Consider the following 14044-nt stretch of genomic DNA (forward strand, 5'->3'; position numbering starts at 1 on the left):
GACCCCCTTCAGTTGCGATCTCGCCCTAAAGCGCGATGGCTCGCGCTTCAGCAATTTTCTCTGCGCATGATCTTTTCGGAGAACGGCTGAACGCCGCATGAACGCCTCGCGCTCACGCGGCCCTCCGGGTCCGGATCATGCTTTAGCCAAGCCCGCTACGTGGATTGTAGGGGTGTTGGTCCCGCCACTTCTCCATCAATGCCTCAAGCTCGGCGTCGTTCCCGTCCGGTAGCATAATCCTGATGGTGACGAAGAGATCCCCGGTTCCGCCAGTTTTTGGCAATCCCTTGCCCTTGAGGCGGAAGGTCCGGCCGCTGGAGGTGTTTTTCGGGACCGACAGTTCCACGGCATTGCCGAGGGTCGGCACGCGGACCTTGCCGCCGAGCACCGCCTCGTAGAGCGTGACCGGCAGGTCGATCCTGAGGTCGGCACCCTCGATCTTGAAGAACGGGTGTGGCGCGATGCTGATCGTGATCAGGAGATCGCCCGGCGGATGGCCCTGAGCGCTCTCGCCCTGCCCCCGCAACCGGATCTGCTGGCCCTCGGTGACGCCGGCCGGAATCTTGACGTTGAGCTCCTTGCCCGTCGGCAGCCGGACGCGCTTCTCGCCACCCTTGACCGATTCTTCCAGCGAGACGGACATGGCGACATTGACGTCGAGATCGAGGCCGATCCCGCCGGTGTCGAATTCGAACTGCCCGGCGCCGCCGGCCCCGGGCCGCGCACCACGCGTCCCGCCGCCGAACATGCTGTTGAGGATGTCCTCGAACGCGCCGCCGCCCTGACCAGGGCCCGCGCCGCCACTGCGGAACGTATAGCTTTCGAACCCGCCGGGACCCGCACGGCCGCGCGGCCCGCCGCCACCCGGAAAACCCTGGAAGCGCGGCTTGCCGTCGGCGTCGATCTCGCCGCGGTCGAACTGCTTGCGCTTGTCCTCGTCGCCGATGATCTCGTTCGCCGAATTGATCTCGGAGAAGCGCTCGGCGGCCTTGGGGTCATCCTTGTTGCTGTCGGGATGGTGCTTCTTGGCAAGCTTGCGATAGGCGCTCTTGATCGCGGCAGCGTTGGCGCTCCGCGGCACCCCCAAGACCTCATAGGGGTCGCGCATCCGTCACGTCTCCTTCAGGAAATCGAATTGTTCAAAGGGCTCCCCGCCCCATCTGCTGGTCATGTGGGAGGCGAGTGGCATTTTTGCAACTAGCCGCAGAGCCGATTCCTAGCTCCGCCACGGCTTTAGCGTATGAATCTCCCAACGGCCACGGCTGCTTTGGCAGCCGGCGCCCTGGAGCCAGCTTTCGGTGCTGCCATTGACGTAGCTCGCCAGGAAGTCCCGGCACTTGCGGCCGTCCTCGGCGGCGTAGGACTGCGCGATCGGCGTCACCGAGCCGCGCGCTCCGGTTTCCGGGTTCTCCCAGTGCTGGCTGGAATCCTTGTCGCCCTTGCTCAGCACGTCGGAGGCGGCGTTACGGGCGAAGGCAAGATCGGTGTCGGTCGGCGGGGCTTCCTTTGCCGACCGCGCGATCGAGCCGGTCAGGTCGCTGTCGTCGGCCTTGGCGTAGGCGCTGGTGTCGTTGCGGGAAAAGCTGCAGCCGCCGGAGCCGAACCCGATCAGAATCATTGTCATGACAAAGCCGGACGGCCGGATCGCCGATAGGCCAACGCGTCCCCATGCCCTATATAGGGCGGTAGCGGACAACAACGCGTTTTGGGCCGCGGGACGCAATTCGGACTCCGGACATGACCGACACGACCTCGATGAAACACCAGACACCCTTAACATCCGGTGATTTCACCGCCGCCGACGAGCCATTTGCGCTGTTCGAGGCCTGGCTGAACGAGGCGATCAAGAGCGAGCCGAACGATCCGAACGCCATGGCGCTCGCAACCGTCGATCCCGACGGACTGCCTGACGTGCGCATGGTCCTGATGAAGGGCTTCGATGCCGACGGTTTCGTCTTCTACAGCCACATCGCGAGCCAGAAGGGCCGCGAAATCGCCGCAAATCCTAAGGCGGCGTTACTTTTTCACTGGAAGTCGCTGCGCCGTCAGGTCCGCATCCGCGGCAACGTGACGCCGGTGACCGACGCCGAGGCCGACGCTTACTTCGCCACCCGCCCCAAGCAGGCGCAGATCGGCGCCTGGGCGAGCAAGCAGTCCGAGGCGCTGGAAAGCCGCTTCGCCTTCGAACAAGCCATCGCCAAAGTCGCGGCCAAGCACATCATCGGCGAGGTGCCGCGGCCGCCGGGCTGGAGCGGCTGGCGCATCACGCCCTCGCGTATCGAGTTCTGGCACGACCGCCCGTTCCGCCTGCACGACCGTATCGAATTTCGCCGTGACGCGGCCGGCCAGCCATGGTCCAAGACGCGGATGTATCCCTGAGCTCAGGCCGACCTGAAAGATGTCCATGCCGCATTCGTCCAATGCGCCGCGCCGCACGCTGCTCCTGACCGGAGCGAGCCGCGGCATCGGCCACGCCACCGTGATCCGCTTCTCGTCGGCGGGCTGGCGCGTCATCACCTGCTCGCGGCATCCCTTCCCCGAGGACTGCCCGTGGGACGCCGGCCCCGAGGATCACATCCAGGTCGACCTCGGCAACCCCCAGGACACCGCGCGCGCGATCACCGACATCCGCAACCGGCTCGAAGGCGGCATGCTGCATGCACTCGTCAACAACGCCGCGATCTCGCCGAAGGGTCCGGGCGGCTCGCGGCTTGGCTCGGTCGACACCGACCTCGATACCTGGACGCACGTCTTCCACGTCAATTTCTTTGCGCCGATCATGATCGCGCGGGGATTGATCGAGGAGTTGAAGGCGGCCAGGGGCTCGGTCGTGAACGTCACCTCGATCGCGGGCTCGCGCGTGCACCCCTTCGCGGGCGCCGCCTATGCCACATCGAAAGCTGCGCTTGCATCCCTGACGCGCGAGATGGCCTCCGATTTCGGCCGGGTCGGCGTCCGCGTCAACGCGATCGCGCCGGGCGAGATCGACACCTCGATCCTGTCACCGGGCACCGAGAAGATCGTCGACCAGCAGATCCCGATGCACCGGCTCGGCACGCCGGACGAGGTCGCCAAGATCATCTACGTGCTGTGCACGGACACCAGCTCCTACGTCAACGGCGCCGAGATCCACATCAACGGCGGCCAGCACGTGTAAGGCCAGGCAGGCGAAGCATGGGCCGGTTCGCGAGCACTGCCTCACTCTACGAGCATTTGCGGCCGCCCTACCCGAGCGAATTCTTTCACAGCGTCGCGCACAAGCTTGGTCTCACCAAACAGGGCAGCCTGATAGACCTCGGCACCGGACCCGGACTCCTGGCGCTCGGCTTCGGCCCCTATGTCGGCCGCGTTGTCGGCGTCGATCCCGAGCCCGAGATGATCGAGGCGGCGCGACGCGCCGCAGCGGGCGCAGGGCGGTATATCACGCTGATCGAGGGCAAGGCCGAAACGCTTGCTCCCGACATCGGCAGCTTCGATCTCGTGACGATCGGGCGCGCCCTGCATTGGATGGATCGCGACCTGACGCTTGCACTGCTCGACCGGCTGGTCGCGCACGACGGCGCAATTGCCATCTGCGCCTCATTCTCGGCCACCGACGGCCGCAACCCGTGGCTTGACGGCTACAATGAAGCGCGCCGCCGATGGTCACCGGCCAAGCTGTGGGAGGAGGCCGGTCGGGGCACGCGGACTCACCGCGACCTCCCAGCATTCTTTCGCGGCAGTTCGTTTCAGCCCGCTGAACTCGTCTCAATCGAGACCAGCCATCTGGTCGGCCTGCACGACTTGGCGGAACGCACGCTCACCTACTCGTCGTCATCGCCGGAAGCGCTTGGCGAAAATGCCGACGCGATGCTGCGCGATGTCGGGCAGCATCTCGCTCCCTTCAGTCGCGACGGCGCCATCGCCGAGACCGTCGTCTCGACGGCCCAGATCGTGAAGCGCTAGATGATTTTCCCGCTCGAAGGGCGGGAAGCAAGGCGATCCAGACAACGCCGCCGCAGGACCTGGATCGCCTTTACCCTTCCGTTCCTCAATCGACTCGAATCCGACGCGACCGATCGCGCAGCCGCGGAGCGGCCGTGCTGAACGCAGTCGAGCAGTCGTCGTCGTTCTCACCATCGAGCAGCGGAGCACCACAGTGCCGGCACATGCGTGCCGACATCGACGACGCCTTGCCGCTCGCCAGGACCTGACGGTAATTCGCCAGATCGATGACGTTGCGGGGCGACGTTATGTGTTTTTCAACCATGGCTGTTCCTCGCGGCTAACATGCTGCTTATCGCAGACAAGTTTCGCGCAAACGTTCAGCCCACTGCTCAAATTTTACCGGAGGAATTGGGGCGGCGGGCACACATCACCGCGCGGCCTCAATCCCGCTCTATTCTGCGACACCAACCACCATGTCTCGTTGAACGGCGTAAGGTCTCGGTAGGTATCAAAGCCACTTCTTGAACTTGAAGATCCAGTACGGGACGATCGCGGCGGCGAGCATCATCACCAGCGCCATCGGATAGCCGTGGACCCATTCGAGTTCCGGCATCGCCTTGAAATTCATGCCGTAGATCGAGGCGATCAGCGTCGGCGGCATCAGGACAACGGCCATGACCGAAAACAGCTTGATGATGTTGTTCTGCTCGAGATTGACGACGCCGAGCATGGCGTCGAGCACGAAGGTGATCTTGCTGGAGAGATAGGAGGCGTGGTCGGTCAGCGAGGCGACGTCGCGCTGCATGGTCTTGAGCTGCTCACGCATGTCCTTCGACCATTTCACGCCCTCCACCACCGCGGAGAGGAAGGTGACGACGCGGCCGATCGACACCAGGCTTTCGCGAACCTTCGAGGTCAGATCGCCCTTGCGGCCGATCGAGATCAGGATCTGGGAATATTGCTTGGCGTGGCCGTGGCGCTCGCTCTCGGGCTCGAAGATGTCGTGCGAGACCTGGTCGATCTCCGCGCCGCAGCGCTCCAGGATGTCGGCGCAGCGGTCGATCACGGCGTCCAGCAGTTCCATCAGGACCATCTCGCCGGTGATCGCCGGCGCGCAGGACCGGGCCAGCTTGGCCTCGACCAGCGCAAACGGCTTGGGCTGGTCGTAGCGCACCGTCACCAGGCGATGGTCGCCGAGAATGAAGGTCACAGCCGTGGTCCGGGGCATGTCGGTGTCGGACTGGCACATCAGCGTCGCCGTCATGTAGCGCGCGCTGTTCTCGATATAGAGGCGGCTGGAGATCTCGATCTCCTGCATGTCCTCCCGGGTCGGGATCGCGATGCCCGAGAGCCGCTCCACCGCCTTGTCCTCAGCCGCGGTCGGGTTGACCAGGTCGATCCACACGGCGTGCTCCGGAACCGCCGCGAGGTCCTCGACGACCGCTTTCTTGAGGGAGGAGTCGGAGGGAACGAACACAGAAAACATGCACAACTCCAGCAGGGGGCCTGCGACAGACTGACAGCCCCTTAGCGCGATTCTGACAAGTTCATGATGACAAGCACATTAATGGAGCGTTTGCATTTGTGGCGGCGCCGTGGCCCAACCGTGGCACGGAATCGACAGTCCGGCGCCTTTTGCCCAAAAACCAGCACAGGAGCGCAAAACTTGCGGCAAAAAAGCCACAGGTTGGCTCTCGCAGCGCGGGAAAAGGTCTGAAACGCTGGAATTGTGGCAGATTTCCACGATAATAGGGGCCAACGGAGTCGTGGTTTTGAGCTTGGCTCAAGCTCCGCGTAAGCTTGTTGTTGTCGATTGGAACCAATTCATGTCGTCGCTGAAAGTTATGCTGGGTATTTTGGCCGCTGGCCTGATGCTGTCGGGCTGCATGCAGGCCACACATTTTGAAGCGACCGACACCAAGGCCTTCAAGCCGAAGGACAAGGAACTCCTCGCCAAGGTCCGGTACGAGAACACCCCGGTCGCCGAGCCGTTCCGCCGCGCCATCGTCGATTACCACCGCAAGGAATCGCCGGGCTCGATCGTGGTCGATTCCGACAACCATTACCTCTACTGGGTGTTGGATGGCGGAAAGGCGATCCGCTACGGCATCACCGTCGGCGAAGAAGCCATGGCCTGGTCGGGCATTGCCAAGGTTGGCAGCATGACCGAGTGGCCGGCTTGGCATCCGACCCCGGGCGAGATTTCGCGACTGGGCGTGCCGACCTACGTTGCACCGGGTCCGGACAATCCGATGGGCTCCCGCGCGATGTATCTCTACTCCGGCGGCAAGGACACGCTGTTCCGCATTCACGGCACCAACCAGCCGGAATATATCGGCGCCTCGATCTCGTCGGGCTGCATCCGCCTGACCAACGAGGATGCCATCGACCTCTACAACCGCGTCAAGGTTGGCACCATTGTCGTGGTGCTCGAGCCGAAGCACGGCGACTCGCCCTACAATTCGCGCCTCGCGCTCGGCGGCAGCCAGACGGGCCAGGCGGGCAGCTACTGATCGCTTCCTGCTCTCAGACATTCAAAAGCGCCGGTTTTACCGGCGCTTTTTTGTTGCCGGCTTGTGCGGCTCGGCTTTGCTGCCATTGGCGGCCGACTTGTCCGCAGGCGCCGGGGACTTCTGCGCTGCCTCGTCATCAGCTCCATCCTTGGCTGCATCCTTGGCTCCATCCTTGGCCTCAGGCCTGGCCGCGATCTCGCGCGGCGGCGCCTCCTCGGGCCGTTCCAACGGCAGCAACGGGGCGACCTGCGGCAGGGGATCCCAGACGTTCCACTGACAAATCCGGTAGTCATTGCGCCGCTGCGCCAGGTCGAGATGGATGTGGTCCTCGTGATACCAGTCCGAGCCCGGACCGAGCACGGTGGAGAAGCGCGCGCAGACCGAATGCAGCACGCGCTCGCGCACGTCGCGCGGCATGCTGCGGTCGGTCAGGCCGATCGACTGCCCGTTGGCGAGCTTGATGGCGCGAACGTCGAGCGCGTTGGCCTTGCCGTGCTCGGACAGCATCGCGCCGGCGATGCGGTTACGGCCTCTGCATTCGAAGCTGTCGAAATTGTCGAGGTCGCTGATGGTCGAGCCGAGGCTCGCCGCCAGCGGCACCATGTCCTTGCGCACCCAATCGGCGATCGCGGACGCCATGGTGCAGCGGAGGACCGCCGCCGGCTTGACCGCCACCTTGCGCTTGTCCGGCAGCACGATCGCCTCCAGCCGCACCAGATCCTCGCCGCCGCAGGCGCCGGGGCCGCGAATATCGGGAATGGACGGCGCGACTGCGATCTCCTCGGTCAGCGCCAGCCGGCAGGCCGAGAGCTGCTTCTCGGGCGGCGGCGCGGCCTCGGCGGGCTTGGTCGCGCTCGGCTTGTCGGAAGAAGGTTTTCCTTCGGTCTCCGGGGGGGCCTCGTCCGTTGCCTTGGGGGCTTCTTCAGGACGCGGTTTTGGTAGCGGTATCCTGACGGGCATCTTGGCGGAATGAACCGTCGCGCGCGGCCGTGGTGTACCAAAGCCAAAGATATCGAGCGGCGCAGCATATTTTCGCGCCTCTGCCCTCTCGGCCAGCACAAGCGACAGCCCCAGCGCGGCGGTAACCATTGCCGCGCCCGCGGACATATAGCCGCGACAAGACCATTTGCGGCGAAAGTCCGGCAGGCTAAAACTCATGACAATTCTTTGGCCCAGCGCTGAGAGCTATAAAAAGTCCAGCCCACCTCGGAGGAATGTCTGAATGCTTGGTTTGATGCAAGATTGGCCCCTGCTCTGCCACCGGATCATCGAACACGCCGCCAGGATTCATGGCAAGCAGGAGGTCGTTACGAGATCGGTCGAGGGACCGATCCATCGCACCACCTACGGCGAAATCCACAAGCGGGCGCTCAAGGTCTCGCAGGTGCTGGAGCGAGACGGCATCAAGCTCGGTGACCGTGTCGCAACGATCGCCTGGAACACCTGGCGCCATCTCGAGGTCTGGTACGGCATCATGGGGATCGGCGCCATCTGCCATACCGTCAATCCCCGCCTTTTCCCCGAGCAGATCGCCTGGATCATCAACCATGCGCAGGACCGCATCGTGATGACCGACCTCACCTTCGTTCCGGTCCTGGAGAAGATCGCCGACAAGCTGCCAAGCGTGGAACGCTACGTCGTGCTCACCGACAAGGCGAACATGCCGCAGACGACGCTGAAGAACGTGGTCGCCTACGAGGACTGGATCGCGGAGGCCGACGGCAAGTTCGAATGGAAGGACTTTGACGAGAACACGGCAGCCGCGATGTGCTACACATCCGGCACCACGGGCGATCCGAAGGGTGTTCTGTATTCGCATCGCTCCAACGTGCTGCACGCGCTGATGGCGAACAATGTCGATGCGCTCGGCACCAGCGCGTCCGAGACAATGCTGCCGGTGGTGCCGCTGTTCCATGCCAATAGCTGGGGCATCGCCTTCTCGGCGCCCTCGCAAGGCACCAAGCTGGTCATGCCCGGCGCCAAGCTCGACGGCGCCTCCGTCTACGAGCTGCTCTCGACCGAGAATGTGACGCACACGGCGGGCGTGCCCACGGTGTGGCTGATGCTGCTGCAGCACATGGCCGCCAACAATCTGAAGCTGCCGGACCTGAAGATGGTGATCTGCGGCGGCTCGGCGATGCCGCGCTCGATGATCAAGGCCTTCCTCGACATGGGCTCGAACGTGCGCCACGCCTGGGGCATGACCGAGATGAGTCCGATCGGCAGCGTCGCGGCACTGAAGCCGCCGTTCCAGAATGCGACCGGCGATGCGCGGCTCGACGTGCTGCAGATGCAGGGCTATGCGCCCTTCGCGGTGGAGATGAAGATCACCGACGATGCCGGCAAGGAGCTGCCCTGGGACGGCAAGACCTTCGGCCGTCTCAAGGTCTCCGGCCCCGCCGTTGCCAAGGCCTATTACCGCGTCGACAGCAACATCCTCGACGAGGAAGGCTTCTTCGACACCGGCGACGTCGCGACCATCGACGAGGCCGGCTACATGCGGATCACCGACCGCTCCAAGGACGTGATCAAGTCCGGCGGCGAGTGGATCTCCTCGATCGACCTCGAAAACCTCGCGGTCGGCCATCCCGCCGTGGCGGAGGCCGCCGTCATCGGCATCTATCATCCCAAATGGGACGAGCGGCCGCTGCTGATCGTGCAGCTCAAGCAGGGCCAGCAGGCCAGCCGCGAGGACATCCTGAAGTTCATGGACGGCAAGATCGCCAAATGGTGGATGCCTGACGACGTCGCCTTCGTCGACGGCATTCCGCACACCGCGACCGGCAAGATCCTGAAGACCGCACTGCGCGACCAGTTCAAGGATTACCGCTTCCCGAACGCGGCGGCGTAAAAGGTGCCACCCTCCCCTGGAGGGGGAGGGGCGGCTCGCATTTGAGCGCAGCGAAAATGAGAGACGGGGTGGGGCGACAGTCTCTCCACGGGGATGGTGCCCGTGTGGAGGGATCACCCCACCCCGCTCGCGCTTCGCGCGATCGACCCTCCCCCTCCAGGGGAGGGTGAACGACCCTTGAATTTGCCCCCGGGCCGTGGTCTCAACGGCCCATCGTCGCGCCAAATCGGCCGATACCGCCCCTAAAACCCCGGCAGAGCTTCACCCGATGGCCCGCAGGTTTTCCGCTCCCTATCAGTCGGAGCCCGTGTCCAGCCTCGCGAGCTGGGCGCGTAATCTGGCCGTGTTCGCGGTGGTGGCGGTGGTGGTCTCGATCATCATCGTCCGCTTCGACTTCCTGGAGATGAAACCGGCGCTGATGACGTTCTTCGGCGGGCTCGCGATCGCCGGTCTCTCGATCCTGTTTGGGCTCGCGGGCTTTGCCGCGATCTGGCAGAACGGCTCGCGCGGCATGGGGCGCATCCTGCTCGCCTTCCTCATCGACGGCGCGATCCTCGCTTATCCCGCTTATCTCGCTCTGCAATACCGCAAGCTGCCGCCGATCTACGACATCACCACCAACCCGATCGACCCGCCACGCTTCGACGCGCTCGCGCATCTGCGCACCGGCGATGGCACCAACACCGCGGTCTATGCCGGCCTCTATTCGGCCGAGCAGCAGCGCCAGTTCTATCCCGACATCGAGCCGATCGAGCTCGAGATCCCGGTCGATCGGGCCTATGCGATTGCGCGCCAGCTCGTCATCAAGCGCAAATGGCTCGTCATCGACGAGCGCGAGCCGCAGCCGCCGCGCCGTATCGGCCGCATCGAGGCGGTGGCGCGGACGCCGATCATGGGATTCCGCGAGGACATCTCGATCCGGGTCGTGCCCGACGGCGACGATTCCCGCGTCGATATCCGCTCGGCGTCGCGCTATTTCGACAGTGATCTCGGCAGCAACGCCGCGCGCGTCAAAAAATTCATCGACGATCTCAACACCGCGGCCGATGCCGACGCGCTGAAGCCGGTGAAGAAGACGCCGGTCGCGCCGCCGAAGGCGCCGGCGAAGACGGTGAAGAAGTGAGATCGGCGAATGGGGAGTAGCAAATAGCGAGTGGAAAGCACCTATTCGCTGCTCCCTATTCGCCATTCGCCCCTAAGCCATTCGATACGTTCCACCGATTACGGGATCGCCATCCGTCGTCACCACGCCGCGCGCGACCAGATCTTCCAGATGCGCCAGAACGGAATAGCCGGCGGCCGTCGTCAGCCTGGGATCGATGCCGATATAGATCGCGCGCACCATGGTCGGGATATCGGCCTCGCCCTTGGCCAGGCGGTGCAGGATCGATGCCTCGCGCGCCTTGCGGTGGCGGATCAGGAAGCGCACGAAGCGCTGGCCGTCCGGGATCTCCGGGCCGTGGCCCGAGAAATACAGATCCTCCTCGCGCACGGCGAGGCGGTCGAGCGACTCCATGTAGTCGATCATCGAGCCGTCGGGCGGCGCCACGATCGAGGTCGACCAGCCCATCACGTGATCGCCGACGAAGTTGAATTTCCGTTCGGGCCAGGCGAAGGCGAGATGATTGGCGGTGTGGCCGGGCGTCGCCACGGCCTCCAGACGCCAGCCATCGCCTTCGACGACGTCGCCATGGGCGAGCCTGGTATCGGGCGCGAAATCGCGGTCGGCGCCGGACTCCGGATTGTGCTTCTCGCTCTCGAAGCGCGGGCGCGAGGCACGGTGCGGGCCCTCGGCATAGACAGGCGCGCCGGTCGCCTGCTTGATCCGCGCGGTGTTCGGCGAATGGTCGCGATGGGTGTGGGTGACGAAGATATGGCTCACCGTCTCGCCGCGCACGGCATCGAGCAGCGCCGCCGCATGCGCCTCGTCGTCCGGGCCGGGATCGATGATCGCGACGTTGCCTTGGCCTACGATGTAGCTGACCGTGCCGGTGAAGGTGAACGGGCTCGGATTGTTACAGAGCACGCGCCGCACGCCGGGACGGACTTCCTCGACGACACCGGCCTTGAGCGGAAAGTTGCGGTTGAACGGGATGTCGTCGTTGTCGGACATGGGACTTCCTGTGCGTGCCGCCACACTCTTCGTCATACCCCGCGAAAGCGGGGTATCCAGTACGCCGCGGCACCAGTGGCGAAAGCAAGGTCTCCGGAATACTGGATCGTCCGCTTTCGCGGACGATGACAGCGCAGCAAGACAGCCACCACGGAATTCCGAGGCGACTAGAAAAACGCCTGGATGCCCGTGATCGCACGTCCCAGGATCAGGGCGTGGACGTCGTGCGTCCCCTCGTAGGTGTTGACGGTCTCGAGGTTATGGACGTGGCGCATCACGTGGTACTCGGCCGAGATGCCGTTGCCGCCGTGCATGTCGCGCGCGACGCGGGCGATGTCGAGGGCCTTGCCGCAATTGTTGCGCTTCATGATCGAGATCATCTCGGGCGCAAACTTGCCCTCGTCCATCAGACGGCCGACGCGAAGCGAACCCTGGAGGCCCAGCGCGATCTCGGTTTCCATGTCCGCCAGCTTCTTCTGCACGAGCTGGGTCGCGGCGAGCGGCTTGCCGAACTGCTTGCGGTCGAGCGTGTACTGGCGGGCGCGGTGCATGCAATCCTCGGCGGCGCCGAGCGCACCCCAGGAGATACCGTAGCGGGCGCGGTTGAGGCAGCCGAACGGGCCCTTGAGGCCGGAGACGTTGGGCAGCAGGGCGTCCTCGGGAACCACGACGCCGTCCATCACGACCTCGCCGGTGATGGAGGCGCGCAAGCTGAGCTTGCCGCCGATCTTCGGCGCGGAGAGCCCCTTCATGCCCTTTTCCAGCACGAAGCCGCGGATCTGGTTGTCGTGCTCGGCCGACTTGGCCCAGACCACGAACACGTCGGCGATCGGCGCGTTCGAGATCCACATCTTGCTGCCGGTCAGGCGATAGCCATCCGCGACCTTCTCGGCGCGGGTCTTCATGCCGGCCGGATCGGAACCGGCGTCAGGCTCGGTGAGACCGAAGCAGCCGACCCATTCGCCGCTGGCGAGCTTCGGCAGGTACTTCTTGCGCTGGTTCTCGTCGCCATAGGCGTAGATCGGATACATCACCAGCGAGGACTGCACCGAGTTCATCGAGCGATAGCCGGAATCGACCCGCTCGATCTCGCGCGCGACCAGGCCGTAGGCGACGTAGCTCGCATTGGCACAGCCATATTCCTCAGGCAGCGTAATGCCGATCAGGCCGAGCTCGCCCATCTCGTTGAAGATCTCGCGGTCGGTCTTCTCCTCGAGATAAGCCTTGGTGACGCGCGGCAGCAGCTTGTCCTGGGCATAGGCGCGCGCGGTGTCGCGCACCATGCGCTCGTCTTCGGTGAGCTGCTCGTCGAGCAGGAACGGATCGTCCCATTGGAAGGAAGCCGCAGCCGGCTTGTCCTTGGTCTGAGGGCGCACGCTCATGAAACGTCCTTTCGTCTGGTTCCGTCAAAATTTGCCCGACAAACTAAAGCGCCGCGGCAACAAGTGCAATTGCGTTGCAGATGGATGGGTCTGCGTAAATCCCGGGGATGCGTAGCGCGCGCCCCGGGATGACAGCGCTAGCTTTCGAGCTGCTCGTTGGCGACGATCTCGATGCCGAAGCCTGACAGGCCCTTGTAGTCGTGCACCGATGAGGTGAGGTGGCGGATCGAGGTGACGCCGAGATCGCGCAGGATCTGCGCGCCGACACCGACCTCGCGCCACTGGCGGTTGCGGTCCGCTTCGCTCGCGCTCTCATCGGGCAACGGGGCAACGGGGACACCGGCGGCGCCGTCGCGCAGGTAAACCAAGACGCCACGGCCGGACTTCTTGAAGTGCTCGAGCACTGCCGCCATGCGCTTGTGGCCGGTGAAGATGTCCTTGACGATGTTGGGCTTGTGGAAGCGCGTCAGCACGTTCTTGCCGTCGCCGACGCCGTTATAGACGAACGCGACGTGGGCGATGGAATCGAACGGCGAGCGGTAGGCATAGCCCTGGAGCGGCCCGATCGGGCTGTCAGTGACAAAGGTCGAGACCCGCTCGATCAGCTTCTCGCGTACCTGGCGGTAGGCAATCATGTCGGCGATGGTGACATGCTTGAGCTTGTGCTGGGCCGCGAAGCGGGCGACCTGCTCGCCCTTCATCACGCTGCCGTCGTCGTTCATCAACTCGCTGATGACGCCGACCGGCGGCAGGCCGGACAGCTTGCAGAGGTCGACCGCGGCCTCGGTATGGCCGGAGCGCAAGAGCACGCCGCCGTCCTTGGCGATCAGCGGGAAGATGTGGCCCGGACGGGCGAAATCGTTGGCGCCGACATTGGGATTGGACAGCGCGCGGCAGCACGAGGCGCGCTCTTCGGCCGAGATGCCGGTGCCGCCGTCGGGCTTGTAGTCGATCGAGACCGTGAATGCGGTGGTGTGCGCGGAATCGTTGTGGGCCACCATCGGATCGAGCCGGAGGCGGCGCGCGTCCTCGGTGGTCACGGGCGCGCAGACGATGCCGGAGGTATGGCGGATGATGAACGCCATCTTCTCGGCGGTGCAGAGCGAGGCGGCGACGATCAGATCGCCCTCGCCCTCGCGGTCCTCGTCGTCGGTGACGACCACGAGCTCACCCCGGGCAAAGGCCTGCAAGACTTCCTGAACGTTATCGGGCATTTCCCAATCTCTATCGGTTATGGCCGGGAGGCTTCGCCGGACGC

Annotated in this window: 14 protein-coding genes; 6 read left to right on the forward strand and 8 right to left on the reverse strand. The window is 64.5% G+C overall.

Annotated features, from left to right (window positions below; genetic code table 11):
- Positions 1-142: 142 nt before the first annotated feature.
- Entirely contained in the window at positions 143-1108 is a 966-nt protein-coding gene (locus tag OWC48_RS19715) for a DnaJ C-terminal domain-containing protein (RefSeq protein WP_014497224.1), read from the reverse strand.
- A gap of 108 nt (positions 1109-1216) precedes the next feature.
- Complete coding sequence (locus tag OWC48_RS19720; RefSeq protein WP_282521450.1) at positions 1217-1624, reverse strand: RT0821/Lpp0805 family surface protein; 408 nt, start codon at positions 1622-1624, stop codon at positions 1217-1219.
- Between the two features lie 113 nt (positions 1625-1737).
- On the opposite strand from OWC48_RS19720, the gene pdxH reads away from it, so the two are divergent.
- From pdxH to OWC48_RS19735, 3 genes are read left to right on the forward strand one after another with little or no spacing between them, the layout of a single operon-like run.
- Complete coding sequence (gene pdxH / locus OWC48_RS19725) at positions 1738-2379, forward strand: pyridoxamine 5'-phosphate oxidase (RefSeq protein ID WP_282521451.1); 642 nt, start codon at positions 1738-1740, stop codon at positions 2377-2379.
- Positions 2380-2404: 25 nt separating this feature from the next.
- Complete coding sequence (locus tag OWC48_RS19730; protein WP_282521452.1) at positions 2405-3157, forward strand: SDR family NAD(P)-dependent oxidoreductase; 753 nt, start codon at positions 2405-2407, stop codon at positions 3155-3157.
- Between the two features lie 17 nt (positions 3158-3174).
- Positions 3175-3945, forward strand: a complete 771-nt coding sequence (locus OWC48_RS19735) for a class I SAM-dependent methyltransferase (protein WP_282521453.1) — start codon at positions 3175-3177, stop codon at positions 3943-3945.
- A gap of 85 nt (positions 3946-4030) precedes the next feature.
- Here OWC48_RS19735 and OWC48_RS19740 read toward each other — a convergent pair whose 3' ends face one another.
- On the reverse strand, positions 4031-4249 hold the full coding sequence (locus OWC48_RS19740) for a hypothetical protein (protein ID WP_028148212.1): 219 nt from the start codon (positions 4247-4249) through the stop codon (positions 4031-4033).
- A 186-nt stretch (positions 4250-4435) separates the two neighbouring features.
- Positions 4436-5413, reverse strand: coding sequence for a magnesium transporter CorA family protein (locus OWC48_RS19745; RefSeq protein WP_282521454.1), 978 nt, complete (start codon positions 5411-5413; stop codon positions 4436-4438).
- A gap of 340 nt (positions 5414-5753) precedes the next feature.
- Here OWC48_RS19745 and OWC48_RS19750 point away from each other — a divergent pair, with 340 nt between their 5' ends.
- Complete coding sequence (locus tag OWC48_RS19750; RefSeq protein ID WP_028148213.1) at positions 5754-6440, forward strand: L,D-transpeptidase; 687 nt, start codon at positions 5754-5756, stop codon at positions 6438-6440.
- Between the two features lie 36 nt (positions 6441-6476).
- Here OWC48_RS19750 and OWC48_RS19755 read toward each other — a convergent pair whose 3' ends face one another.
- The gene (locus OWC48_RS19755) at positions 6477-7598 is read right to left on the reverse strand and encodes an extensin family protein (RefSeq protein WP_282521455.1); all 1122 of its coding nucleotides are present in this window, start codon (positions 7596-7598) and stop codon (positions 6477-6479) included.
- A gap of 64 nt (positions 7599-7662) precedes the next feature.
- Here OWC48_RS19755 and OWC48_RS19760 point away from each other — a divergent pair, with 64 nt between their 5' ends.
- Positions 7663-9291 (forward strand): fatty-acid--CoA ligase, encoded by a 1629-nt coding sequence (locus tag OWC48_RS19760; RefSeq protein ID WP_282521456.1) that lies wholly within the window; start codon positions 7663-7665, stop codon positions 9289-9291.
- A 268-nt stretch (positions 9292-9559) separates the two neighbouring features.
- Entirely contained in the window at positions 9560-10414 is an 855-nt protein-coding gene (locus OWC48_RS19765; RefSeq protein WP_282521457.1) for a DUF1499 domain-containing protein, read from the forward strand.
- 72 nt (positions 10415-10486) lie between these two features.
- On the opposite strand, the gene OWC48_RS19770 is transcribed toward OWC48_RS19765, so the two are convergent.
- From OWC48_RS19770 to ribB, 3 genes are all read right to left on the reverse strand, one after another.
- On the reverse strand, positions 10487-11404 hold the full coding sequence (locus OWC48_RS19770; protein ID WP_282521458.1) for an MBL fold metallo-hydrolase: 918 nt from the start codon (positions 11402-11404) through the stop codon (positions 10487-10489).
- Between the two features lie 167 nt (positions 11405-11571).
- Positions 11572-12786 carry an acyl-CoA dehydrogenase gene (locus tag OWC48_RS19775; RefSeq protein ID WP_282521459.1) on the reverse strand — a complete coding sequence of 405 codons (1215 nt, stop codon included), beginning with the start codon at positions 12784-12786 and terminating at the stop codon, positions 11572-11574.
- A gap of 137 nt (positions 12787-12923) precedes the next feature.
- Positions 12924-14000 carry a 3,4-dihydroxy-2-butanone-4-phosphate synthase gene (ribB, locus tag OWC48_RS19780; RefSeq protein WP_028148219.1) on the reverse strand — a complete coding sequence of 359 codons (1077 nt, stop codon included), beginning with the start codon at positions 13998-14000 and terminating at the stop codon, positions 12924-12926.
- Positions 14001-14044 lie beyond the last annotated feature (44 nt).

The sequence above is a fragment of the Bradyrhizobium sp. Arg816 genome (genome assembly GCF_029989365.1).
Taxonomy (GTDB): domain Bacteria; phylum Pseudomonadota; class Alphaproteobacteria; order Rhizobiales; family Xanthobacteraceae; genus Bradyrhizobium.